At 71.0% G+C, this 23,294-nt stretch carries 23 protein-coding genes; 4 read left to right on the top strand and 19 right to left on the bottom strand.

All coding sequences use genetic code 11. From position 1 onward, the window contains the following. Positions 1-61: 61 nt before the first annotated feature. From ITJ60_RS09515 to ybaK, 16 genes are all read right to left on the bottom strand, one after another. The gene (locus ITJ60_RS09515) at positions 62-409 is read right to left on the bottom strand and encodes a rhodanese-like domain-containing protein (protein WP_194647764.1); all 348 of its coding nucleotides are present in this window, start codon (positions 407-409) and stop codon (positions 62-64) included. Then, the gene (secF, locus tag ITJ60_RS09510; RefSeq protein ID WP_194647763.1) at positions 409-1,416 is read right to left on the bottom strand and encodes a protein translocase subunit SecF; all 1,008 of its coding nucleotides are present in this window, start codon (positions 1,414-1,416) and stop codon (positions 409-411) included. Before secF ends, ITJ60_RS09515 begins: the two co-directional genes overlap by 1 nt. Next, positions 1,416-3,167, bottom strand: coding sequence for a protein translocase subunit SecD (gene secD / locus ITJ60_RS09505; RefSeq protein WP_123292812.1), 1,752 nt, complete (start codon positions 3,165-3,167; stop codon positions 1,416-1,418). Before secD ends, secF begins: the two co-directional genes overlap by 1 nt. 92 nt (positions 3,168-3,259) lie before the next feature. Beyond that, the gene (locus ITJ60_RS09500) at positions 3,260-3,658 is read right to left on the bottom strand and encodes a preprotein translocase subunit YajC (protein WP_111084040.1); all 399 of its coding nucleotides are present in this window, start codon (positions 3,656-3,658) and stop codon (positions 3,260-3,262) included. A 91-nt stretch (positions 3,659-3,749) separates the two neighbouring features. After that, entirely contained in the window at positions 3,750-4,793 is a 1,044-nt protein-coding gene (gene ruvB / locus ITJ60_RS09495) for a Holliday junction branch migration DNA helicase RuvB (protein ID WP_194647762.1), read from the bottom strand. Then, positions 4,790-5,410, bottom strand: a complete 621-nt coding sequence (gene ruvA, locus ITJ60_RS09490; protein ID WP_111084042.1) for a Holliday junction branch migration protein RuvA — start codon at positions 5,408-5,410, stop codon at positions 4,790-4,792. The genes ruvB and ruvA overlap by 4 nt, the downstream gene beginning before the upstream one ends. Beyond that, the gene (ruvC, locus tag ITJ60_RS09485) at positions 5,407-6,051 is read right to left on the bottom strand and encodes a crossover junction endodeoxyribonuclease RuvC (RefSeq protein WP_111084043.1); all 645 of its coding nucleotides are present in this window, start codon (positions 6,049-6,051) and stop codon (positions 5,407-5,409) included. Before ruvC ends, ruvA begins: the two co-directional genes overlap by 4 nt. Before the next feature lie 2 nt (positions 6,052-6,053). After that, positions 6,054-6,821: a YebC/PmpR family DNA-binding transcriptional regulator gene (locus ITJ60_RS09480; RefSeq protein WP_111084044.1), complete on the bottom strand. Its 768-nt coding sequence runs from the start codon at positions 6,819-6,821 to the stop codon at positions 6,054-6,056. 118 nt (positions 6,822-6,939) lie between these two features. Beyond that, on the bottom strand, positions 6,940-7,551 hold the full coding sequence (pdxT, locus tag ITJ60_RS09475) for a pyridoxal 5'-phosphate synthase glutaminase subunit PdxT (protein WP_194647761.1): 612 nt from the start codon (positions 7,549-7,551) through the stop codon (positions 6,940-6,942). Further along, the gene (pdxS, locus tag ITJ60_RS09470) at positions 7,541-8,461 is read right to left on the bottom strand and encodes a pyridoxal 5'-phosphate synthase lyase subunit PdxS (RefSeq protein ID WP_111084046.1); all 921 of its coding nucleotides are present in this window, start codon (positions 8,459-8,461) and stop codon (positions 7,541-7,543) included. Before pdxS ends, pdxT begins: the two co-directional genes overlap by 11 nt. Before the next feature lie 13 nt (positions 8,462-8,474). Beyond that, positions 8,475-9,044 (bottom strand): HIT family protein, encoded by a 570-nt coding sequence (locus tag ITJ60_RS09465; protein WP_123292808.1) that lies wholly within the window; start codon positions 9,042-9,044, stop codon positions 8,475-8,477. Beyond that, complete coding sequence (gene thrS / locus ITJ60_RS09460) at positions 9,044-11,032, bottom strand: threonine--tRNA ligase (protein ID WP_194647998.1); 1,989 nt, start codon at positions 11,030-11,032, stop codon at positions 9,044-9,046. The genes ITJ60_RS09465 and thrS overlap by 1 nt, the downstream gene beginning before the upstream one ends. 103 nt (positions 11,033-11,135) lie before the next feature. Next, positions 11,136-11,678, bottom strand: coding sequence for an adenine phosphoribosyltransferase (locus ITJ60_RS09455; RefSeq protein ID WP_123292807.1), 543 nt, complete (start codon positions 11,676-11,678; stop codon positions 11,136-11,138). A 220-nt stretch (positions 11,679-11,898) separates the two neighbouring features. Then, the gene (locus ITJ60_RS09450) at positions 11,899-12,132 is read right to left on the bottom strand and encodes a hypothetical protein (RefSeq protein WP_194647760.1); all 234 of its coding nucleotides are present in this window, start codon (positions 12,130-12,132) and stop codon (positions 11,899-11,901) included. A 648-nt stretch (positions 12,133-12,780) separates the two neighbouring features. Continuing rightward, positions 12,781-15,450, bottom strand: a complete 2,670-nt coding sequence (locus ITJ60_RS09445) for an ATP-dependent Clp protease ATP-binding subunit (RefSeq protein WP_194647759.1) — start codon at positions 15,448-15,450, stop codon at positions 12,781-12,783. A 95-nt stretch (positions 15,451-15,545) separates the two neighbouring features. Continuing rightward, positions 15,546-16,031, bottom strand: coding sequence for a Cys-tRNA(Pro) deacylase (gene ybaK, locus ITJ60_RS09440; RefSeq protein ID WP_111084051.1), 486 nt, complete (start codon positions 16,029-16,031; stop codon positions 15,546-15,548). Between the two features lie 66 nt (positions 16,032-16,097). Here ybaK and ITJ60_RS09435 point away from each other — a divergent pair, with 66 nt between their 5' ends. After that, positions 16,098-16,403 carry a DUF6412 domain-containing protein gene (locus ITJ60_RS09435; protein WP_194647758.1) on the top strand — a complete coding sequence of 102 codons (306 nt, stop codon included), beginning with the start codon at positions 16,098-16,100 and terminating at the stop codon, positions 16,401-16,403. Between the two features lie 62 nt (positions 16,404-16,465). After that, positions 16,466-17,209, top strand: a complete 744-nt coding sequence (locus tag ITJ60_RS09430) for a YidC/Oxa1 family membrane protein insertase (protein ID WP_194647757.1) — start codon at positions 16,466-16,468, stop codon at positions 17,207-17,209. A 26-nt stretch (positions 17,210-17,235) separates the two neighbouring features. Here the strand turns inward: ITJ60_RS09430 and ITJ60_RS09425 are convergent, their stop codons facing one another. Beyond that, on the bottom strand, positions 17,236-17,451 hold the full coding sequence (locus ITJ60_RS09425; RefSeq protein ID WP_111084054.1) for a hypothetical protein: 216 nt from the start codon (positions 17,449-17,451) through the stop codon (positions 17,236-17,238). Between the two features lie 95 nt (positions 17,452-17,546). On the opposite strand from ITJ60_RS09425, the gene ITJ60_RS09420 reads away from it, so the two are divergent. Further along, positions 17,547-18,479: a hypothetical protein gene (locus tag ITJ60_RS09420; RefSeq protein WP_194647756.1), complete on the top strand. Its 933-nt coding sequence runs from the start codon at positions 17,547-17,549 to the stop codon at positions 18,477-18,479. A 212-nt stretch (positions 18,480-18,691) separates the two neighbouring features. After that, complete coding sequence (locus ITJ60_RS09415) at positions 18,692-20,053, top strand: MFS transporter (RefSeq protein ID WP_194647755.1); 1,362 nt, start codon at positions 18,692-18,694, stop codon at positions 20,051-20,053. 420 nt (positions 20,054-20,473) lie between these two features. Here ITJ60_RS09415 and ITJ60_RS09410 read toward each other — a convergent pair whose 3' ends face one another. Further along, positions 20,474-22,549, bottom strand: coding sequence for an MSCRAMM family protein (locus tag ITJ60_RS09410; protein ID WP_194647754.1), 2,076 nt, complete (start codon positions 22,547-22,549; stop codon positions 20,474-20,476). Positions 22,550-22,666: 117 nt separating this feature from the next. Next, entirely contained in the window at positions 22,667-23,143 is a 477-nt protein-coding gene (locus ITJ60_RS09405; RefSeq protein ID WP_323749141.1) for an NUDIX domain-containing protein, read from the bottom strand. Positions 23,144-23,294: the final 151 nt, after the last annotated feature.

The following is a 23,294-nucleotide window of genomic DNA, read 5'->3' as shown; positions in this document are numbered from 1 at the left end:
TCCCAGGACTCGGTCCGAGAGCTCGATCCGAGCTCGATCCGCCAACACTACGCGTGTCCGGTCAGTGCTCGTGACCCGGTTCGCCCTGGGCGTCGCGGACCACCGGTGCGCCGGACTGCTCCCAGGCGACCATGCCGCCGGTCAGGTTGACCGCCGAGACACCGGACTGTTCGAGTGCCGCGACCACCCGGGCCGAACGAGCGCCCGAGTGGCAGACGATGATCGCGGGTTCGACGCCGCCGTCGATCTCCTGCCAGCGGTTGACCAGCTCGGACATCGGGACGAGCGTGGCCTCGGGAGCGTGGACCTCGTCCCACTCCCCCTGCTCACGGACGTCGAACAGCCGCGACCCCGACTCGAGCCGGCGACGCGCCTCGGCGACGTCGACCTCGGTGATCTCGATCGGCATCAGGCGGTCGCCTTCGCGTCGGCGTCGACCTCGCGCTGGCGCTTCTCGGCTGCCTGGATCTTCTTGGCGTCGGCCTGCTTGATCTTCGGCTCGTTCTCGCGCAGCTGGGCGTACATCGGCGACGCGATGAAGATCGTCGAGTAGGTGCCGACGATGATGCCGATGAACAGTGCGAGCGAGATGTCGCGGAGCGTGCCCGCACCGAGCACGTACGACCCGATGAACAGGATCGCCGCGACCGGCAGCAGCGCCACGACCGAGGTGTTGATCGAGCGGACGAGCGTCTGGTTCACCGCGAGGTTCACCGACTGCTTGAACGTGCGGATCGACTCCTGCGCGGTGTTCTCACGCACCTTGTCGAAGACCACCACGGTGTCGTAGAGCGAGTACCCGAGGATCGTCAGGAAGCCGATCACCGCCGCGGGCGTGACCTCGAGCCCGACGATGCCGTAGACACCGGCCGTGATCAACAGGTCGTGCAGCAGCGCGGCCATCGCGGAGAGCGACATCTTCCAGGTGCGGAAGTACAGCGTCATGAACACGGCGGCCAGGGCGAGGAAGATCACCAGACCGCGGATCGCCTGGGCGAGCACGTCGGCGCCCCACGTGGCACCGATGAACGTCGCGGCGACCTGGCTCTCCGGCACGTCGTACGCCTCGGCCAGGGCGTCCTGCACCTCGGTCGTCTGACGGTCGGTGAGCTGGCCGGTCTGCACGCGGATGCCGTGCGTGCCGAGCTGGGAGACGCGCGGGATCTCGTCCGAGACGACTCGCTCGACGGTGTCCGTCGCGATGCTCTGGTCGGTGTTCTTGACGTCCGACAGGGTGAACTCGGAACCACCGGTGAACTCGATGCCGAGCTGGTACCCGCCGCGCAGCCACGGGGTGGCGAGCGAGATCACGATCATGATGAGCGCGATGAGGTACCAGGTCTTGCGTCGCCCGATGATGTCGTACGACCGCTTCCCCGTGTAGAGGTCGCTGCCGAACTGGCTGAAGCTGGCCATCAGTCGTCCTTCCCGTCCGGCGTCGAGCCGTTGTCGCCGGAGGCCTGCTGGGCCTTCCGCTCCGCGATCGTCTGTCGGCGCTGCGCCTCACCGGCACTGCGCTGGCGCTTGCCGTCCACCACGGGGGCGCGGAACTGCGCACGCCCCTTGTAGACGGCACCGAGCGCCGCTGGGTCGAGCCCACTGAACTTGTGCCCCTCGCCGAAGAACCGGGTGCGGGAGATGAGCTGCATCATCGGGTGGGTGAAGAGCGCGACCACCACGATGTCGATCAGCGTGGTGAGGAGCAGCGTGAACGCGAAGCCCTTCACGTCGGCGACCGCGAGCACGTACAGGGTGACGGCGGCGAGGAAGTTCACCGCGTCGGACGCCAGGATCGTGCGGAGTGCACGCTTCCAGCCGGACTCGACCGCACTCTCGAGCGCACGACCGTCGCGGAGTTCGTCACGGATGCGTTCGAAGTAGACGATGAACGAGTCCGCCGTGATGCCGATCGCGACGATCAGACCCGCCACACCCGCCAAGGACAGGCGGTAGTCGACGCGCCACGACATGATCGCGATGACCAGGTAGGTCAGGACGGCCGCCACCCCGAGCGAGAGCACCGTGACGAACGCGAGCGCCCGGTACTGGATGACGGAGTAGATGATCACCAGGCCGAGGCCGATCAGGCCCGCGACGAGACCACCGATGAGCTGCGCCGTTCCGAGCGTCGCCGAGATGTTCTCGTTCGACTGCACCTGGAAGTTGATCGGCAGCGCACCGTACTTGAGCTGGTCGGCGAGCGTCTTCGACGACTCGGCCGTGAACGAGCCGGTGATCTGCGCCTTGCCGTTGGTGATGGCGGAGTTCGTGGACGGGGCCGTGATGACCGAGCCGTCCAGCACGATCGCGAACTGGTTCTGCGGTGCCTGCAGCGAGACGAGGCGGTTCGTGACGGTGCGGAAGTCCTTCGTGCCCTGGCCGTCGAAGGTCAGGTTGACGGCCCACTGGCCCGTCGACGTGCCCTGCGAGTCGGTGGCCAGACCCGAGGTGGCGTTGCTGATGTTCGCACCGGAGACCTCGACCGGGCCGAGGATGTACTTCGACGCACCGTCGGCGTCACACGTGACGAGGGGCTCGTCGTCCGGCGCCGAGGTGACGTCGTCCGGAGCCGCGCAGTTGTAGTTGGTGTACAGGTCCTGCAGCGCCGGGGTGATCCAGTTGACGTCGCTGGCGTTCGTCGGCTTCGCGCTCGGCGTCGCCGCGAGCGATGCGGGCGGCGAGTACGGCGTCGGCGAGGCGGTGGACTTCCCGTCGTCACCGACGGCGGAGTTCGTCGCGGCCTCGGTGAAGAGCACGGGGCGGAACGTCAGCTTCGCCGCTGCCTCGATGCGGTCGATCGTGGCCTTGTCGGGCCGACCGGGGATCGACACGACGATGTTGTTCGCACCCTGCGTGTTGATCTCGGTCTCGGAGACGCCGGTGGCGTTGATGCGCTGGCGGATGATCTCCACCGCCTGCTGCAGCTGCTGCGAGGTGACCGAGTCGCCCTCGGTGTTCTGCGCCGCGAGGGTCAGCTGCGTGCCGCCCTGCAGGTCGAGTGCGAGCTCCGGTACCCAGCTCGCGCCCTGGTACCACTTGTCCGTGTCATCCTTCGAGCTGCCGGCGAGGATCGTCGCGGCGGTGTTCAGGCCGGCGAGGATCGCCATCAGGATCACCAACCAGGTGAGCGAGCGCAGCGCCTTCTTGACGGGTGTCGATCGTGCCACCGGTCGTCTCGTCTTTCTGTTCAGGACCGTCGGCGCTCAGGCACGACGGCAGAGGGAAGCCGCCGGGTCAGACGACCCGGCGGCCGAGGGCGTCAGTCGTCGGACTTGCGCTTCGAGTCGGTCTCGTCGAGGCGGTCGTTGTCGACCCGCTCGCCGTAGACCGGCTCCCCGTTGAGTTCGGCGACGGGCTTTGCCTCGTCCTCCGGCGTCGCGGTGGTCTCGATGTCGGAGGCGCTGTCGTCGACGACGCGCGACAGGGTCTGGCGGTGCACGGTGACGACGGTGCCGGGGGCGATCTCGACGTCGGCGGTGACCTTCTCGTCGTCGACGGAGAGGAGCGTGCCGTACAGGCCGAAGGACAGCATCACGCGAGCACCCGGCACCATCTTGGTGGCGAGCTCGCCCTGCTGCTTCTTGCGCTTGCGGCTGTTGTAGAACATGAAGGCCGCGAACGCCACGACGATGACGATGAGGATGACTTCTTGACCCATGATGCAGTTGCCTTCTCTGGTTGCTCGGTTTCGGGCCGTAGCAGTCTAGGGCACGCCACTGTGCGTGGCATGTCACCCGACCGATCGGCCGCTAGTCGGTGGTGTCGGTGTCGTCGAACAGGCCTGGGAGCGGCCCGACGCCCTGCCCGGGGGTGAGGCCGAGGTGCCGCCACGCGACCGGGGTCGCGACGCGGCCGCGCGGGGTGCGCGTGACCAGGCCCACCCGGACGAGGAAGGGTTCGACGACCGACTCGATGGTCTCGGACTCTTCTCCGACCGAGACCGCGAGGGTGTTCAGCCCCACCGGTCCGCCGTCGAAGCGCGTCAGCATGATCTCGACCACGGCGCGGTCGAGGCGGTCGAGCCCGAGCTCGTCGACGTCGTACAGGTCGAGTGCACCCTGGACGGCCGCCATGCCGTCGGTGGTGCGGTGCACGAGGGCGTAGTCGCGGACCCGGCGGAGCAGGCGGTTCGCGATGCGCGGGGTGCCCCGGGAACGCCCGGCGATCTCCCGCAGGGCCGATCGGTCGATGTCGAGCTCGAGCAGGTGCGCGGCGCGGATCAGGACCTGTTCGAGTTCGTCCTTCTCGTAGAACTCGAGGTGCGCCGTGAAGCCGAAGCGGTCGCGGAGCGGGTTCGGCAGCAGGCCGGCGCGGGTGGTGGCACCGACCAGGGTGAACGGCGCGAGGTCGAGCGGGATGCTCGTCGCGCCGGCACCCTTGCCCACCATGACGTCGATCCGGAAGTCCTCCATCGCCAGGTAGAGCATCTCCTCTGCCGAGCGCGCCATCCGGTGGATCTCGTCGATGAACAGGACCTCGCCCGGCACGAGCGAGGACAGGACGGCAGCCAGGTCGCCCGCGTGCTGGATCGCCGGACCGCTCGACATCCGCAACGGACGCCCGGTCTCGTGCGCGACGATCATCGCGAGCGTGGTCTTGCCGAGGCCGGGAGGACCGGCCATCAGGATGTGATCCGGGGTGCGGTCCTGCATGCCCGCCGCCTTGAGCAGCAGGTCGAGCTGCCCGCGCACCTTGCGCTGGCCGACGAACTCGTCGAGCGACCGCGGCCGGAGTGCACCTTCGAAGGCGAGTTCTTCCTGCGACTCGGCTCCGGCTGACGTGATGCCGCTCATCGACCGGCACCGGCGGGCCGGAGCGCACCGAGCGCGGCGCGGAGCAGCGCCTGCGTGCCCATGGCCGCGGCCCCTGGCTCGTTCGCGACGGTCTCGTCGACGGCGGTCTGTGCTGCGTCCTCGCGCCAGCCGAGGCCGATCAGTGCGGAGACGACGTCGGTCGCGGCCGGGTGGGCAGCGGTGCCACGGCCGGCGGTGACGACGGCGGCCTGCTCGAACGCGGCGAGCTTGCCGGTGAGCGCGAGGATGATGAGCTTCGCGGTCTTCGGGCCGATGCCGGAGACCTTGCGGAAGGCGCCGTCGTCGTCCTTCGCGACGGCGTTCGCGACCTGCGACGGGTCCATGTGGGCCAGGACGCCCATCGCGGACTTGGGCCCGACACCCGTGACGCTGCGCAGCAGGTCGAACACCTGGAGGGCGTCGGTCGACTCGAAGCCGAAGAGCAGGTGCTCGTCTTCGCGCACGATCATCGCGGTGCGCACGAACACCTCGGACCCGTGACGCATCGTCAGCGCGTGGGCCGGGGTCACGGTGACGGCGTACCCGACTCCCCCGGCCTCGATCACCACGCCGGAACCGGCGATGTCGATGCAGGTACCCCGGAGACTCGCGATCATGCCCCGAGCCTACGGCCGCCCACCGACGCGGCCGACGAGCCACGCGGTCGGGCCGCGGCAGCGGCCGCGCGGGCGAGCGGGGAGTCGACGGTGCCGCCCTGTGCGTCGCGCCACGCGCGTTGTGCCGGGGTGAGGTTCGTGGCACGTTCGCCGGCGACGTCCGGTGATCCGAGCCTCCAGGCATGGCACACGGCCAGCGCGAGCGCATCGGCGGCGTCGGCCGGCTTCGGGGCCTCGGCGAGACCGAGCACGCGCGCGATCATGGTCTGCACCTGGCGTTTGTCGGCGTTGCCGTAGCCGGTGACGGCCGCCTTGACCTCGGACGGCGTGTGCAGGCCGACGGGGAGCCCGCGGGCCGCCGCGGCGTGCAGCGCGAGCCCGGCCGCCTGGGCGGTGCCCATCACGGTGCGGACGTTCGCCTGCGCGAACACGCGCTCGACGGCGACCGCGTCCGGGTGGTGCTCGTCGATCTCGGCGGCGATGCCGTCGGCGATGCGGAGCAGCCGCTGCTCGAGCGGCATGTCCGCCGGGGTGCGCACGACCGTCACGTGGACGAGCCGTGCGCGCCGGTTCGGTGCGACCTCGACGACGCCGACGCCGCACCGGGTGAGCCCGGGGTCCACCCCGAGCACACGGAGCACGGCTACTCGCCCTCGTCCTCGTCGAGCTCGGCCTGGACGTCCGCTGGCACGTCGAAGTTGGCGTAGACGTTCTGCACGTCGTCGCTGTCCTCGAGCGCGTCGATCAGGCGGAAGACCTTGCGGGCGGTCTCGGCGTCGACCGGCACCTTGAGGCCGGGGACGAACTCGGCATCCGCCGAGTCGTAGTCGATGCCGGCGTCCTGCAGCGCGGTGCGCGCCGCGACGAGGTCGCTCGCCTCGGTGATGATCTCGAAGCCGCCGCCTTGGTCGATGACGTCCTCGACACCGGCGTCGAGCACGGCGGTCATGACGGTGTCCTCGTCGAGGCCGTCGGTCTTCGTGACCGAGATGACGCCCTTGCGCGAGAAGTTGTAGGCGACGCTGCCCGGGTCGGCCATGGTGCCACCGTTGCGGGACATCGCCGTCCGGACCTCGGCCGCTGCGCGGTTCTTGTTGTCGGTGAGGCACTCGATCAGCATCGCGACGCCGTTCGGGGCGTAGCCCTCGTACATGATCGTCGTGTACTCGATCGACTCACCGGTCAGGCCGGCACCGCGCTTGACGGCACGGTCGATGTTGTCGTTCGGGACCGAGGTCTTCTTGGCCTTCTGGATCGCGTCGACCAGCGTCGGGTTGCCCGACAGGTCGGCGCCGCCCATCTTCGCGGCGACCTCGATGTTCTTGATGAGCTTGGCGAAGGACTTGGCACGGCGGCCGTCGATGACGGCCTTCTTGTGCTTGGTCGTCGCCCACTTGGAATGCCCGGACACGGTTCTCCTTGCGTCTTGCGGAAAGTCGGGGTCAGTTTACCCAGCCGGGAGGCCCGGCGCCGCCCCGCCCCGCCGGTGCGGGCACGCAGGCGGCCGGGCCCAGGGCCCGCGGCTCACGTCAGGCGCTGCGCACCATGGCGAGGAAGCGGCGGTGGAATCGGTCCTCGCCGGCGACCTCGGGGTGGAACGCACTCGCGAGCACGTTGTCCTGCTGCACCGCGACGACCTGCCCGTCCGCCAGCGCGCCGAGGACCTGGACGCCGGGGCCGTGCTGCTCGACCACCGGGGCACGGATGAAGACCGCGTGCACGGGGGCGTCGCCGAGCTCGGGCATCGGGACGTCCACCTCGAACGAGTCGTTCTGGCTGCCGAACGCGTTCCGTCGCACCGTGGTGTCGAGCACGTCGAGGGTCTGCTGGCCGCTGATGCCGTCGGTGATCCGCGACGACAGCATGATCATGCCGGCGCACGTGCCGTACGTCGGCAGGCCGTCGTGGATGGCAGCAGCGAGGGGCTCGGCGACGCCGAACGCCCGGGACAGCTTGTCCATCACGCTCGACTCGCCGCCCGGGATCACGACGCCGTCGAGTGCCGCGATCTCCTCGGGTCGACGGAGCGGCACCACGTCGGCGCCGAGCTCCGTCAACGAGGCGATGTGCTCGCGGAAGTCACCCTGCAGTGCCAGGACCCCGATGCGGGGCCGAGCGCTGCTCGTCGTGCTACCAGCCACGCTCGGCGAGGCGGTGCGGTGCGGGGACGTCGGCGACGTTGATGCCGACCATCGCCTCGCCCAGACCGCGCGAGACCTCGGCGATGACCTTGGGGTCGTCGTGGAAGGTGACGGCCTTGACGATCGCCGCGGCACGCTTCGCCGGGTCGCCGGACTTGAAGATGCCGGAGCCGACGAACACGCCGTCCGCGCCGAGCTGCATCATCATCGCGGCGTCGGCCGGGGTGGCGACGCCACCGGCGGTGAAGAGCACGACGGGGAGCTTGCCGGTGCGGGCGACCTCGCGCACGATCTCGAACGGCGCCTGCAGTTCCTTGGCGGCGACGTAGAGCTCGTCTTCCTTGAGGTGGCGCAGCGCCGCGATCTCCTTGTTGATCGTGCGGATGTGCTTCGTGGCCTCGGACACGTCACCCGTGCCGGCCTCGCCCTTGGAACGGATCATCGCAGCGCCCTCGGTGATGCGACGGAGCGCCTCGCCCAGCTCGGTGGCACCGCAGACGAACGGCGTGGTGAAGTTCCACTTGTCGATGTGGTTGACGTAGTCGGCGGGCGAGAGCACCTCGGACTCGTCGATGTAGTCGACGCCGAGCTCCTGCAGCACCTGCGCCTCGACGAAGTGGCCGATGCGGGCCTTCGCCATGACGGGGATCGACACGGCGGCGATGATCTCCTCGATCATCGACGGGTCGGACATGCGGGCGACGCCGCCCTGCGCGCGGATGTCGGCGGGGACGCGCTCGAGGGCCATGACCGCGGTCGCGCCGGCTTCTTCCGCGATGCGGGCCTGCTCGGCGTCGACGACGTCCATGATGACGCCGCCCTTGAGCATCTCGGCGAGGCCGCGCTTGACGCGGTCGGAGCCGGTGATCGAGGTGCCAGGGGTGCCGGAGGTGCTGGTGCTGTCGCTCATGATGCCGATCAGTCTAGTCCGCTGCGGGCCAGCCCTCGGCGACCAGTCGGCGGGTGTCCCCGAGCATCTGGGACATCGACTTCGTCCGCGCGATGATCGGGAAGAAGTTCGCGTCGGACTGCCACCGCGGCACGATGTGCTGGTGCAGGTGCGCGGCGATGCCGGCCCCTGCGACCTCGCCCTGGTTCATGCCGATGTTGAAGCCGTCGCAGTGCGAGACGGTGCGCAGGACCCGCATCGCGGTCTGGGTCAGCTCGCCCATCTCGCGGAGCTCGTCCGGCGTGGCCTCGTCGTACAGCGGCACGTGGCGGTACGGGCAGACCAGCAGGTGTCCGTTGTTGTACGGGAACAGGTTGAGGAGCACGTAGGCGTGCTCGCCCCGGGCGACGATGAGGGCGTCCTCGTCGGACTTCCGCGGTGCCTCGCAGAACGGGCAGTCGTCCGCGTGCCCGCGGCCCGTGCCCTCGCGTCCGGCGTCGATGTACGCCATCCGGTGCGGGTTCCACAGGCGCTGGAAGGCATCCGGGACGGCCGCACCGGTGGCGGCGTCCCGGATGACCAACGGGTCCTGCTCGTCCGTCATCAGACCTGCGCGCGCTCGCGGATCGCCGTCAGGATGCGGTCGACCGCTTCGTCCACGGGCACGGCGTTGTCCTGGCGCCCGTCACGGAAGCGGAACGACACCGCACCGGCGTCGCGGTCGTCGCCGCCCGCGATGAGCTGGAACGGCACCTTCGCCTTGGTGTGCGTGCGGATCTTCTTCTGCATGCGGTCGTCCGAGTGGTCGACCTCGGCGCGGACGCCGTGCGACCGGAGCTTCGCGACGACCTCGTCGAGGTAGTCGCCGTACTCGGCCGCGACGGGGATGCCGACGACCTGCACCGGGGACAGCCAGGCCGGGAACGCGCCGGCGTAGTGCTCGGTCAGCACGCCGAAGAACCGCTCGATCGAGCCGAACAGCGCGCGGTGGATCATCACCGGGCGCTGGCGGGAGCCGTCGGCCGCGGTGTAGTCGATGCCGAAGCGCTCGGGCAGGTTGAAGTCGAGCTGCACGGTCGACATCTGCCACGTGCGGCCGATGGCGTCGCGGGCCTGCACCGAGATCTTCGGGCCGTAGAAGGCCGCTCCGGCGGGGTCGGGCACGAGCTCGAGGCCGGACTCCTCTGCGACCTCGCGCAGGGTGTTCGTCGCGACGTCCCAGACCTCGTCGTCACCGACGTACTTCTCCGGGTCCTTCGTCGAGAGCTCGAGGTAGAAGTCGTCGAGGCCGTAGTCGCGCAGCAGCGAGAGCACGAACTCGAGTGTCGTCGTCAGCTCCTCCTTCATCTTCTCCTGCGTGGTGAAGATGTGCGCGTCGTCCTGGGTCATGCCACGGACCCGGGTGAGGCCGTGGATGACACCGGACTTCTCGTTGCGGTAGACCGTGCCGAACTCGAACATCCGGAGCGGCAGGTCACGGTACGAACGCGGCTGCGACCGGTACGCCAGGATGTGCATCGGGCAGTTCATCGGCTTGAGGTAGTAGTCGGCACCCTGACGCGTGACGTTGCCGTCCTCGTCCTTCGCCTCGTCCATGTGCATGGCCGGGAACATGCCGTCCTTGTACCAGCCGAGGTGTCCGGAGGTCTCGAACAGGTCGCCCTTGGTGATGTGCGGCGTGTAGACGAACGAGTAACCGTTCTCCTCGTGCCGACGGCGCGAGTAGTCCTCCATCTCGCGGCGGATGATGCCGCCCTTCGGGTGGAAGATCGCCAGGCCGGAACCGATCTCGTCGGGGAACGAGAACAGGTCGAGTTCGGCACCGAGCTTGCGGTGGTCGCGCTTGGCGGCTTCTTCGAGGCGCACCAGGTACGCCTTGAGCTGGTCCTTGTCGGGCCAGGCGGTGCCGTAGATGCGCTGCAGCTGCGGGTTCTTCTCGGAGCCGCGCCAGTAGGCGGCGGCGACGCGCATGAGCTTCGCGGCGTTGCCGATCCAGCGGGTGTGCGGCACGTGCGGGCCGCGGCAGAGGTCCTGCCAGACGACCTCGCCCGACTTCGGGTCGACGTTCTCGTAGACCGTGAGCTCGCCGGCACCGACCTCGACGCTCTCGCCGGAGTCACCGTCGGTCGCCGCACCCTTGAGCCCGATGAGCTCCTGCTTGTACGGCTCCCCCGCCATCAGCTCGCGCGCCTGCTCGTCCGAGACGACCACGCGGCGGAAGCGCTGGGCCTGCTTGACGATGCGGTCCATGCCCTTCTCGATCGCCTTGAGGTCCTCGGGGGTGAAGGGCTCGGCGACGTCGAAGTCGTAGTAGAAGCCGTCGGTGACGGGCGGCCCGATGCCGAGCTTGGCCTCGGGGTTGATCTGCTGGACGGCCTGCGCGAGCACGTGTGCGGCCGAGTGGCGGAGGATGTCGAGCCCGTCCTGCTCCTGCAGGGTGACGGCCTCGGCGGTCTCGCCGGCGGCGACGTCGGCAGCGAGGTCCTTCAGGACACCGTCGACGCGGATCGCGACGACGCCGCGCTCTCCGTCGAAGAGCTCGGTGCCCGTCGTGGTCGTCGTCGCGGTGCGGGGCTCGGGTGCCTGGGGCACGGCTGCGGGCTCGGCGCTCTCCGGCGCTGCGGCGACTGACTCGGTCACGATGATGGGACTCCTCGATCGAAATGGTGCGTCAAGACTAGTGCGCGCGTGGGACTCAGGCGGGCACGGCGCCGAGCGTGGTGACGGGCAGGCGCGGCTCGAGACGCTCGCGTCCGTTCAGCCCGTCGAGCTCGAGCAGCGCGGCGAACCCGACCGCCTGGTAGCCCGCGCGTTCGAGCAGCGTGATGGTGGCGGCGCCGGTCCCACCGGTGGCGAGGACGTCGTCGACGACGAGGACCCGAGTGCCCGCGGGGAGCTGGCCCGGACGCAGCTCGAGCTCGGCCTCGCCGTACTCGAGTGCGTACTGCTCGCTGAGGACCTCGCCCGGCAGCTTGCCGGCCTTGCGCACCGTGAGCACGCCCACCTGGTGCTGGGCGGCGATCCCGCCGGCGAGGGCGAAGCCACGTGCCTCGATGCCGGCGACGGCGTCGAACCCGGCACCGACCGCGAACGGCGCGGCGAGTGCCTCGCACACGCGGCCGAACGCCACGGCGTCCGAGAACACCGGCGTCACGTCACGGAACAGCACCCCCGGCTTCGGGAAGTCCGGGACGACGGCGGTCAGGCGTTCGACGAGTGCAGCTGCGGTTTCGGTCACCCGCCAACGGTACGGGAGGCCCGGGGTGCGTCCGACACGTCGGCGCACGGTGCGGGCTCGGTCGCGCCGTGCCCGGTCGTCGGTGCGGCGCACGGTGCGGGTTGCGTCGGCCGGTGCGCCGACGGTGGCTCGGTGCGGGGCTGTCCCCTCGCACCGAGCCACCAAGCGGGCACGGGACGGCGACGGTCGCACGGCGCGACGGTCGGGTGTCCGATCCGGCTCAGCGCCAGGCGCGCATGAGTGCGGCCTGCAGGAGCAGGTCGTTCTCGCGCTGCTGCCGCTCGCGGTCGAGCTGCAGGCGTGTTCCGTGGTCGATCACCGGGTGGACCCGGCGGGTCCGCCGGCTCCAGATGATGAGCGACATTCCGATGCGCAGCGCGATGCGGTCGGTGAGGGAGACCCGGTGGCGCGCTGCGCGGGTATCGGGAGGACGGGTGGCGGTCTTCGATGACACGGTGATCCCTTTCAGGGCATGACGGAGTTGCCCGGCACACGGGCAGGAGTGGACTGCCCGGAACACGGGCAGGACGGAATGAATGCGTGAGAATGCATTCCGCGGTCACCGGAGGAATGTCCGACGACGCGGTACTGAATGACTTCCGGTACCGAGAGCGTCGCACCGACCGCCGACATTCTCCGGCGACGATCGACGCAGTCCGATCGCGTGCACGGAGCACACGGATCGGAACCGATCGGCGATCGACGGAGCCGGTTCGACGCGAGCCAGAACGGCTCAGCGCGAGGTGTCAGGCGACGGACTCGTCACGAGACGAGGATCGGAAGACACAGATGTCGGCAGAAGGCGGAACGCTCCGGGTCAGCGGACGCGGAACGGGGTGCCGACGCGTCCACGGATTCCACGGAACGGAGTGGTTGCGGTGATCATCATGGTCGGCCCCCTTTCGGTCTCGAGCTGTCGGAGTCGTCCCCCGCTGCGCTGCAGCGGTTCGCGACGAGTGAACACTATCGGCACCACAATTCGCAGCGCAACCCCTTTCTTCGATTTCTGCGGAATTGCATTCCCGAACACCGCGCTGTGGCACCCGGGCGCGACGAAGGCCCGGTACCGAATCGGTACCGGGCCCTCTCGGTCGAACGGCTGCTACAGCGTCGCGGGTTCCATCACCGCTGCCGTCAGCACGTCGTCCACGACGTCGATCCGCACGGTGTCCCCGGCGGTCACGCCACCGTCGACCACGAGCGTCGCGATGCGGTCGTCGACCTCGCGCTGGATGAGCCGGCGGAGCGGACGCGCGCCGTACTCGGGCTCGTACCCGTGCGTGGCGAGCCAGTCGACCGCGGCGTCGGACACGGAGAGCACCATGTCCTGCGCGACGAGCCGCAGCGCCGTGTCCTGCAGCAGCAGTGACACGATCGACGTGATCTGCGACCGGTCGAGCTTGCGGAAGAGCACGATCTCGTCGATGCGGTTGATGAACTCCGGCCGCATGGCCTCGCGCAGCTTGCCCATCACGCGGGCGCGGAGGTCGTCCTCGCCGTACCCGTCGGTCGTGCCCACCGGCGCGAAGCCGAGGGCGCCCGACCGCGAGGCCAGGAACTCGGAGCCGATGTTCGACGTCATGATCACGACGGTGTTCCGGAAGTCCACCGTGCGCCCCTGGCCGTCGGTCAGTCGACCGTCGTCCAGCACCTGCAGCAGCAGGTTGAACACGTCGGGGTGCGCCTTCTCGACCTCGTCGAGCAGGATCACCGAGTACGGGTTCCGACGCACGCGTTCGGTGAGCTGCCCGGCCTCGTCGTAGCCGACGTACCCGGGAGGAGCACCGACCAGCCGCGAGACGGTGTGCCGCTCGCCGAACTCGCTCATGTCGAAGCGGAGCATGGCGGACTCGTCACCGAACAGCGACGACGCCAGGGCCTTCGCCAGTTCGGTCTTGCCGACGCCGGTCGGACCGAGGAACAGGAAGCTGCCGACCGGTCGACGCTGGTCGCCCATGCCCGTGCGGCTGCGTCGGACGGCCTTCGCGATCGCCGCGACGGCGTCGTCCTGGCCGACGACGCGCTCGTGCAGTTCCTGCTCGAGTACGGCGAGCCGCGAGCGGTCGCCCTGGGTCAGGCGCGTCGCCGGGATGCCGGTGGCACGCGACACCACACCGGCGATGTCGCGTTCCGTGATCGAGGTGCCCGCGGATTCGGGACGGGAGGGCCCACGCCGCCGGTCCCGCGGCGACGCGTCAGCGGCGTCGCGGCCGTGCCGGTGGGGAGCGCGGGGAACGTCCGCCGACGTGGCGGCGGCGATCCGGGCCTCCAGTCCGACCGTCTCGTCGCGCAGGCGCGACGCCTCTTCGTACAGCTCCTCGGCGACCGCTCGGTCCTTCTCGGCGAGCAGCTCGGCGACCTGGTCCCGCAGGGCCTCGACGTCGACGGCACCCGAGCGGGCGAGCCGGCGCCGTGCGCCGGCTTGGTCGATGAGGTCGATGGCCTTGTCCGGCAGGTGCCGGTCGGTGACGTACCGGTGCGAGAGCTCGACGGCGGCGCGCAGCGACTCCGGCGTGTAGACGACGCCGTGGTGCTCCTCGTAGCGGGGTGCGAGGGCGGTCAGGATCGCGACGGCATCCTCGACGCTCGGCTCCCCGACCGTGACCGGCTGGAAGCGACGCTCGAGTGCGGCGTCCTTCTCGATCCGGCGGTACTCGTTCAGGGTGGTCGCGCCGACCAGGTGCAGGTCGCCGCGGGCGAGCCGGGGCTTGAGGATGTTGCCGGCGTCCATCGAGCCGCCCTCACCGCCACCACCGGCGCCGACGACGGTGTGGAGCTCGTCGACGAAGACGATGAGCTCGTCGGCGTGCGCCGCGATCTCGTCCATGGCCTTCGTCAGGCGCTCCTCGAAGTCGCCGCGGTACCGGGTGCCGGCGAGCATGCCGGGCAGGTCGAGGGCGACGACGCGCTTGCCCTGCAGCAGCGACGGGACGTCGCCGTCGACGATGCGCTGGGCGAGTCCCTCGACGATGGCGGTCTTGCCGACGCCGGGCTCGCCGATCAGGACGGGGTTGTTCTTGGTGCGACGGAGCAGGATCTCGACCGCCTGCTCGATCTCGTCGGCGCGACCGACGACGGGGTCGATGCGACCGTCACGGGCCCGCGCGGTGAGGTCGGTACCGAACTGGTCGAGGGTCGGGGTGTCGCTGTCGGTGTCGCTGTCGGCCGTTCCGGTCGTTGCACCGGTTCCTGGCATGGGGCGCCCCTCTCGTGCTGCTGCCGCGGCCTGCTGGGCGTAGTCCTGCATGGCCTGCGGGGTGACACCGGCGCTGGCGAGCAGCTGCCCGGTGACGGTCTCCTGGTCGGTCACGAGCGCGAAGAAGACGTGCTCGGGGTCGGTGTAGGTGCTGCCGAAGCCCCGCGCGGCCTGGGTGGCCTCGACGAGGATGCGCTGCGCCGTGCCGGTCAGGGCCGGGCGGCCGGTCTGCTCGGGCTGCGGCTCGCGCGCCATCGGCAGGCGCTGCTCGATCTCGGCGGCGAGGCGCTCGGGGTCGACCCCGGCGGAACGGACGACGGCGTCGAACGGCTCGGTGCGGACGAGCACGTGCAGCAGGTGCAGCGCGTCGAGCTCGTGCTGCCCCTGCGACACCGCGTACTCGGCGGTGTGCTGGAGCAGCTCGTGGGTACGGCGGCTGAGGAGCCGCGTGATGTCCACCGGTCGGCCGAACGCACGGGGGCGCTGCGGGTCACCGGTGTTCTGCGCCGCGAGGAGGCGGGCGAGGAACTCGTCGAACGAGTCACTGCCGCCGGTCGGGCCGAACGTCTCTGGCAAAGGGACCTCCTGGGGAACTTGAGTGCCTTCGACTCAATGCAACGCAGGAATGCCGGGGTCATTCCCGACGACGAAAGAACTTGCGGCGACTCGGCTCAGGTCCGCGCGATCGCTGCCGAGATCGCCTCGGTGACCCGCGCGAGGTCGGCCGGAGCCACCTCGATGTCGAACCCGCGGCGCCCGCCGGAGACGAAGATGCTGTCGTACGCCAGGGCCGACTCGTCGAGCACGGTCCGGATCCGGGACTTCTGGCCGACCGGGCTGATGCCACCGACGACGTACCCGGTGCGCTTCTCGGCGAGGGCCGGATCGGCCAGCGTCGCCTTCTTGCCACCGACCGCCGCCGCGATGGCCTTGAGGTCGAGCCGGTTCGCCACCGGCACGATCGCCACCGCCAGTGCGCCGTCGACCGAGACGACCAGGGTCTTGAAGACCTGCTCCTCGCGGAGCCCCAGAGCGGCGGCGGCCTCCTCGCCGAAGTTCGTGGCGCTCTCGTGGTGGTCGTACACGTGCGGCGTGTACGACACCCCGGCTCGGTCGAGCGCGACGGTCGCTGGGGTGCTCGGCGAACCTGCGGTCATGCGGCGATCCTCTCCCGCGCTGCCGTCCTGTCCGTGGCGGCACGCGGGCGTTACGCTGAACCGACCATGACCGTCGCCCTGCTGATCCTCCGCGCCGCCGCCGCGCTCGTGCTCGGTGCGCCCACGGCGGGCGACCCCGCAGCCGGCGTCCTGCCGCTGCTGGCAGTGGCCGCGCTCGGCCTGACGGCCGTCGCCGTGGCGGTCGTCGTCGCGCAGGTCATCGCCACGGTGCTGGCGACGGTGCTCGGGCTGCGGTCGACGGGCGTCGAACACGCTGCGGTACCGGACCTGGTCACCCGCATCGCGTGGAGCCACCCCGATGCCGACGGGCACGTCCGATCGCGTGCCCCGGGAGCCGTCGCCCCGGCCTGACCACCGACCGGTGGCCGGGCCCTCGCGACCCCTCCTGCGAACCACCACCGATCGGAACCGTCATGGACCTGTCCACCCTGCCCCTCGTCGGCCCGCTGCTGCACGGCGGCGCGGACCTCGTCGCCGCCCTGACCGCGGCGCTCTCCCCCACCACGGGCTCGTTCGCCGCGGCGATCGCCGTCGTGCTCCTGACCCTGGCCGTCCGGGCCGTGCTCGTGCCGCTGTCCGTCCTGCAGGTCCGAGCGGAGCGCGACCGACGTCGGCTCGCGCCGCAGCTCGCCGCCCTGCGGAAGCGCCACGGGAAGAACGCTGAGCAGCTGCAGCGTGCCGTCCAGCAGCTCTACACGAACGAGGAGGTCTCACCCCTGGCCGGCTGCCTGCCCGTCCTCGCGCAGGCCCCGGTGCTGTCCCTCGTCTACGCCCTGTTCACGCACGCGTCGATCGGCGGCACGGCCAACGCCCTGCTCGAGGCCACCCTGGTCGGGGTCCCGCTCGGGCACTCGCTCGTCGTCACGCTGACGTCGCCGCTCTGGGTGCACGCCTGGGTCGTCGTCCTCCTGCTGGCCGTGCTCGCCGTCGTCGTGGAACTCAGCCGTCGCGCGAACCTGCGCTGGAACCCGCTGCCGACACCCGAGCCGGGCGCCCAGGTGCCCGGTGCGGCAACGACCGTCGCGATCGGACGGTTCGCGCCGTTCATCACGGTCGTGTTCGCCGCGATCGCGCCACTCGCCGCCGCGCTGTACGTCGTGACGAGCGCCGCGTGGACGGCGGGCGAGCGCGCCGTGCTGCGCCGGGTTATCCGGTAGCGCGGGCGCGTGGCGTCAGGCCGGCGTCAGCCGCCCTGGCCCTCCTGCTGCGGCCCCTGGTCGACCGGGTCGTACTCGGTGCCGCGACCCTGTTCCTCGTCGGCGGTCGGCACGTGGCGTTCCGTGCCGGTCCCGCCGGGGCTCGTCGCCACGTAGTCGGCCTCGCCGGACTGGGTGTCGTGGCTCAGCGGCTCGAGGGTCTCCGGGTCGGCGTCGTGCCGCGGTTCGGGTTCGGTGCTCATGCGTCACGCCTACTCCCCTCGTTCTGGGTGCGCGCCGCCGCCCCGGCAGTGCCACGATGAAGGGAGTCCACGCGACCGGCAGATCGGGAGTGCGCATGGCCCACGACGACGTGGCAGCGGAACGGGCACGGCTCGAGGCCGTCGCCTGGGGAGCGGCATCGAGCCCCGCCGACGCGGCGCGCGCCCGGATCGCGCTGCAGGACCTGGCGAGCGGGCGGCGGTCGGGCGGTCGGCGAGCGGTCGCGGGTGTCGCCTCCGCCACGGGGCCGGACGGGCGGCCGGGAGGCACGGCCCCAGCCAGCGGGCAGGTCGCGTCCCCCGAACGGTCGGCTCCACTGCCCGACCCGTCGCCGGAACGGCCGGCCGCGGGGCGCGCGGCGGCGGTCGCGGAACCGGACCCGTCCCCGCGAACGGAGGCCGGATCGTGGGCGGCGACCGAAGCCCTGGAACCCGTCCGTCCCGACGACGCGGGTGACGACGTCGGGGGTGAGCCGGGCGTCCCGGCCGGACCGACCCGACGGTCCCGGTGGCGCACGCTGCTCTGGACGGAGCGGCCACGCGTCTGGATCGCGCTCGGCGCGGCAGCGGCGGTCGGTGTGGCGTTCGCCGCCGGCACCGTCGTCGGGCCCGTCCGCGGCGACGTCGCAGCGGCACCGAGCGTCACGCCGACGGCGGGCACCGTCACGCTCGAGCAGCTGCTCGACGTGCCGCAGACCTACGCCGACCAGCTGCCGGGGCCCGTGGAGGCACCCGTGAGTCTGCACTCCACGCGGCTCGTGTTCACGAACCGGGCGCTGGACGGCGGCTCGTTCGACACGCCGTGGGCCGTGTGGGCCGGGGTCGGCACGGACCGGTCGACGATCTGCCTGGTGGCGACGGCGAACCGGATCGAGTCGTCGACGGCGTGCTTCCCGCGTGAGGCGGCACTGCACGGCTCGGTGTCGATGTCGGCACAATCGATGAGCGGGACGTTGACGATCGCGCTCCGGGGTGGCGGCGTGCAGGGTCGGGTGACGAACGAGAACTGAGGGCGCGGATTGTTGGAGCGCTCCGAGAATCTCCGCTGACCCCCTCGCGGGCTGCGGTCCATCGTGCAACACTGGATGAGCGCACTCGCCGTGGAGTCGTACCCACATCACCCACATCCACAGCGAGCGCGCCCCGCAGACCTCCCGGTCATCGTCGTTCCCCCGAACGGCACCGTCGCGCGTTCGCCCGTGCCCCGGAGGAGGTCAGCAGCGTGTCCACCAACACCACCACCTCGGCCGTGTCGACGAACACGCGGCCGATCACCGTCACCACCCAGTCCATCGTCGGCATCGCCGTCCTCGGGCTGGCCACGTTCTTCGCCATCACCACCGAGCTCATGCCCGTCGGGCTGCTCGGCACGATGAGCGCCGACCTCGGTGTGTCCGAGGCCACCATGGGCATCGTCGTCACCGTGTACGCGGGCGCCGTGGCGCTCCTGGCGCTCCCGCTCACCGCCTTCACCGCGAAGCTCCCCCGCAAGGCCGTGCTCGTGTCGACGCTCGTCGGCTACACGGTCTCGAACCTCATGATCGCGTTCGCACCGTCGTTCGCCGTCGTCTGCGCCGGCCGGGTCGTCGGCGGCATCGCGCACGCGCTGTTCTTCTCGGTCGCCTCGGCGTACGCCACCCGGATCGTTCCGCCGCGCCTGGCCGGTCGCGCCATCGCGTTCGTGTACTCGGGTAGCTCGCTCGGGTTCGTGCTCGGTGTGCCCGTCGCCACCTGGGTCGCGCAGCACATCGGCTGGCGCCCCGCCGTGTTCTCGATCGGTGTCGCCGCCGCCGTGCTCGCCGCGGTGGCGCTGCTGTTCCTGCCCGCCGTCAGCGGTGCCTCGTCGCCGCACATCGGGTCGCCGAAGGCCTGGGCGCGCACCGGGCTGCTGTCTGTCGTGATCGCCGACCTGCTCCTGTTCGCCGGGCACTACGTCGTCTACACCTACGTCGGGCCGTACGCGATCGACGCCGGACTCGACGCCTCGATGGTGAGCGGTGCGCTGCTCGTCCTGGGCGGCACCGGGGTGATCGGCCTCTGGCTCGCGGGCATGTTCGTCGACCGGGCACCCCGCCAGACCCTCATCGCCGCCGTCTCCGTGATGGCCGTCGCGTTCGCCGCGATGCCGTTCGTGCACGGCTCCCTGGTCGGCACGATGGTCGTCGCCGGCGTGTGGATGGCCGCGAACGGCACGACGGGCACGCTCTTCATGGCTGCCGCGATCCGCTCCGGAGGCGTCTCCCCCGACATCGCCGGCGCGCTCATCAACGGTGCGTCGAACATCGGCATCGCGGGCGGTGCAGCCATCGGTGGGCAGGCGCTCGGGATCGTGGGACTGCAGTACCTGCCGTTCGCCGGTGGTGCCGTGCTGCTCGGGTCGCTCGGGGTCGTCGTGCTGGCGCGTCGGGGCTTCCCGGTGCACACGGTCGGGCAGGAGCACCTGTCGACGTCGTCGATCGAGGCGATCACGTCCTCGCTCGCGGTGGTCACCACGTCGGTGCCCGTCGTCGGTCGGGCGATCCAGACCCTGACGGGCTCGGTCGCGACGGTCACGGGCTCGCACCGCACGCACCGCACGCAGTAGCGCGGCGCGTGGCGGGCCGGGTGGCGTCGTCGTCGGCCTCGCGCTGCGCCGAGGTTCCGAAATCTCGGCATCTCGGCGGTCCTGGCGGTGACCTGTGGCACCTCGGCGGTGCGGCGGCGGCATGTCGTGGAACCTCGGCGTCGAGGCCCGGGCGTGGCGTCGTCGTAGCAGAGTGACGCGGCGTGTGGCGGCGTGTGGCGAGGGGTCGCGCCGACATGCCGCGCGCGCGGCGTTGAGGTTCCACGAACTGCCGTGTGCGTGGCGCTGAGGTTCCACGAACTGCCGTCGGCACCGCCGAGATGGGCAGATTTCGGAACCTCGGGGGTGGAGCGGCGGCGTTTCGTGGGGCGGCGGCGGGGCGTGCACCGACGACGAAGGGCGGGCCGGCATCGTGCCGGGCCCGCCCTTCGTCGTGACCGATCAGTCCTGCAGGTGGCTCCGGCGACGGTTGCGCACCGCGCGGTAGGTCAGCAGCGCCGCACCGAGCAGCACGAGCACCCCGGCCGCGATGAGCCCGGGCTTCAGGTCCGCACCGGTGTAGGCCAGCGGCCCACCGTTGCCCACCTCACCCGAACCGGCGGCCGGCGCGTTGCTCGAGCCTCCGGCAGCCGGCACGGTCGGAACCGCGGTCGGCGAGTTGCTCGGCGTCGGCGCACTGGGCGACGGCGACGGGACCGGGGTCACCGCGGCCTCGACCACGAAGGCGAGCGGGGTCGCAGCGCCGTCCTCGGGCGTGACGACGGTCACCGGAGTGGCGCCGTCGACGTCGACCGTGATCGTGTACTCGGTCGTCGGCTGCAGGTCGACCAGGTCGAACGCGCCGTCGGAGTCGGTGGCCACGGTCACCGGCGGGCCGGCCTCCGGGTCGGTCGGCGTCGCGACGACGTCCACGCCGGCGACCGGGTCGCCGTTCGTGTCCGCCACGGTGCCGGGCTGGTCGGTCGTGATGACCTCGGGCGCGGCGGCCGACGTGAACGGCAGGTCCGACGTCACGCTCGTGCCGGCGACCGCGGCGATGCCGGTGTTCGCGGTGTCACCGGTGGCACCCGCGGCGGGGACCACCGTGCGGACCGTGTAGGTACCGGCAGACGTGGCGAAGGTGTAGCGACCGTCGGCGTCGGTGGTGGCCGAACCGACGACGGCTCCGGACTCGTCGAGGAGCTCGACGACCACGCCGGCGGGCACGGGCGTCCCGTCGAGGGAGACGATGCCGGTGATCGTCGCGATCACGGCGGGCGGGGCGATGATCGGCTCCGGCTCGACCGGTGCTGCACCGGCGTCACCGGTGGTGATGGTCACGGGTGGTTCACCGGCCACCGAGACCTCCACGGCGGTGTCCGCGGGCAGGTCCGATGCGGTGTACACGCCGTCGCTGTTCGTCGTGGTCTCGATCGGGTCGCCCCCGGGGACGTCGATGACGACGGGCACGTTCGCCACGGGGTGGTCCTCCGCGTCGGTCACCGTCCCGATGACGGACGTCGTGTCGTCCGGCGACGTGAACGCGAAGTCGGCGGTCTTGTCGACGCCACCTGGTGTGCCGGCGACGGCGAGCGAGACACCCGTCACCGTGGCGTCACCGTCAGCACCCGCCGGCGGGGTGATCTCGACGCGGTAGTTCGCGATCACCGGCAACTGCGGGAACACGTAGTTGCCGTCGGCGTCGGTGGTCGTCGTGTAGACGGTGCCGCGCGGTGCGGTCACGGTGACGGTCGCTCCGGGGATCGGCGTGCCGTCGAGGGTCGCGGTGCCGCTGATGGCCGCGGTGCGGTTGGCGAACCAGGTCTGGTAGACCGGGAACCCGCTGCGCTGCTGGTAGGTGATCGTCAGGCTGGTCAGCGACACGGTCGGCGTGAACCAGGCCGAGGCGCCCGCGGTGTCCGACGCGGCGGCGTTGCCGGTCAGCGTGCGCGTGGCGGCGTCCCAGGTCGGCTGGTCCTGACCGGTCGTGCCGTCCGGATCCGGCGAGCAGGACCATCCGGCAGGGCTGGATGCCGAGCACGAGTTGTAGGAGCCCCGGTACCCGAGCTGCTCAGCGGTGGCCGCGCCACCGCCAGCCACCGTCGCCGAGATCGTCGCCTGGTCGGCGTCGATGTCGCCGAGGACGAACGACCAGCTCTCGGCACCGGGCGTCGCGCCGTCGAACGTGTAGGTCGTGGTCGACGCCGAGTCCCCGTTGGGACGATCAGCCAGAGGTCGCTGGTTCATGTACGTCTGCGCACGACTCGTGCCGTAGTCCTTGCCCGGAGGCGTCCCCGCCGACTGCCACGTCGACGCACCGCTGATCACGGTCGACTGCCGCGAGTTCGAGGTGAACGTCGTGGCGGGGAACCCGGGCAACGTCATCGTGCCCGTGTACGCCTTCGACGCGCCGCTCAGGGTGAACGTGCCCCAGTTGCCCGCGGGTTCGGCCGAGGCGCTCGTCGCGCCGCCGATCGCGAGTCCTGCTCCGAGTGCGAGGGCGGTGAGCCCCGCCGTGACCGCGCGCCAGCGCCGCATGTGTACTCCCCTGGTGATGACGTCGGCGTGCCCCGACGTCCGTGCAGGCTATCCACGCCCCCGTGACGCTGTCCGGACCGTCACCACATCGTGACTCACCCGCAACGGGCGAGGCGCTCACCCGGCCGGATCCGGTCCTTCGAGCAACACGAGCAGCGCGTCCACCGCGGCGACCTGGCCCGCGACGAGCAGCGCCCGCACCTCGGCGACCGGCACCCACCGGGCGTCGTCGACCTCCGGCACGTCGACGAACCGTCCCGAGCCACGTGGCAGCTCGAGCCGGACGGTGTTGCTCCGCACGACGGCGACCTCGAACCCCGGGGCCGGCGCGGCGAACACCCGCACGCGCTTGCCCGAGGCCTGCCGGAACTCGCCCAGGTCCGTGACGTCGTCGGCGGACACGGGCGCGGGGACCCCGATCTCCTCACCGAACTCACGCAGGGCCGTCGCGAGCGGGTCCTCGTCGGGTTCGACGAGTCCCTTCGGGATCGACCAGGCACGTGGCCGGTTCCGCCAGAACGGCCCGCCCATGTGCGCGACGAAGACCTCCGCCCCGGCCGGACCGGTCCGGTGCAGCAACAGTCCGGCGCTCACCACCACGCCTGCGAGACTACGCGGCGTCGGACGGGAGGCCCGGCCCACGTCCGCCGCCCGCGGTCACCGCCGCGCACGGCCGGTTCCACGGCCCCCGACCGGAGTACCGTGTGGCGCACGGAGCGCCAGGTGACGCCCCCGAAGCCTGCGA

The sequence above is a fragment of the Curtobacterium sp. VKM Ac-2884 genome (assembly GCF_015350945.1).
In the GTDB taxonomy this organism is placed as follows: domain Bacteria; phylum Actinomycetota; class Actinomycetes; order Actinomycetales; family Microbacteriaceae; genus Curtobacterium.
The sequence above is the reverse complement of the archived record's forward strand: the minus strand, read 5'-3'. Positions and strand labels throughout refer to the sequence as shown.

Coding starts and splice junctions, on each gene's coding strand:
- ITJ60_RS09435 (WP_194647758.1), top strand. CDS start 16,098: ATGACCGTCGCCCTGCTGATCCTCCGCGCCGCCGCCGCGCTCGTGCTC.
- ITJ60_RS09430 (WP_194647757.1), top strand. CDS start 16,466: ATGGACCTGTCCACCCTGCCCCTCGTCGGCCCGCTGCTGCACGGCGGC.
- ITJ60_RS09515 (WP_194647764.1), bottom strand. CDS start 409: ATGCCGATCGAGATCACCGAGGTCGACGTCGCCGAGGCGCGTCGCCGG.
- ITJ60_RS09425 (WP_111084054.1), bottom strand. CDS start 17,451: ATGAGCACCGAACCCGAACCGCGGCACGACGCCGACCCGGAGACCCTC.
- ITJ60_RS09500 (WP_111084040.1), bottom strand. CDS start 3,658: ATGGGTCAAGAAGTCATCCTCATCGTCATCGTCGTGGCGTTCGCGGCC.
- ruvA (WP_111084042.1), bottom strand. CDS start 5,410: ATGATCGCGAGTCTCCGGGGTACCTGCATCGACATCGCCGGTTCCGGC.
- ITJ60_RS09465 (WP_123292808.1), bottom strand. CDS start 9,044: ATGACGGACGAGCAGGACCCGTTGGTCATCCGGGACGCCGCCACCGGT.
- ITJ60_RS09410 (WP_194647754.1), bottom strand. CDS start 22,549: ATGCGGCGCTGGCGCGCGGTCACGGCGGGGCTCACCGCCCTCGCACTC.
- ybaK (WP_111084051.1), bottom strand. CDS start 16,031: ATGACCGCAGGTTCGCCGAGCACCCCAGCGACCGTCGCGCTCGACCGA.
- secF (WP_194647763.1), bottom strand. CDS start 1,416: ATGGCCAGCTTCAGCCAGTTCGGCAGCGACCTCTACACGGGGAAGCGG.
- ITJ60_RS09420 (WP_194647756.1), top strand. CDS start 17,547: ATGGCCCACGACGACGTGGCAGCGGAACGGGCACGGCTCGAGGCCGTC.
- pdxS (WP_111084046.1), bottom strand. CDS start 8,461: ATGAGCGACAGCACCAGCACCTCCGGCACCCCTGGCACCTCGATCACC.
- ruvB (WP_194647762.1), bottom strand. CDS start 4,793: ATGAGCGGCATCACGTCAGCCGGAGCCGAGTCGCAGGAAGAACTCGCC.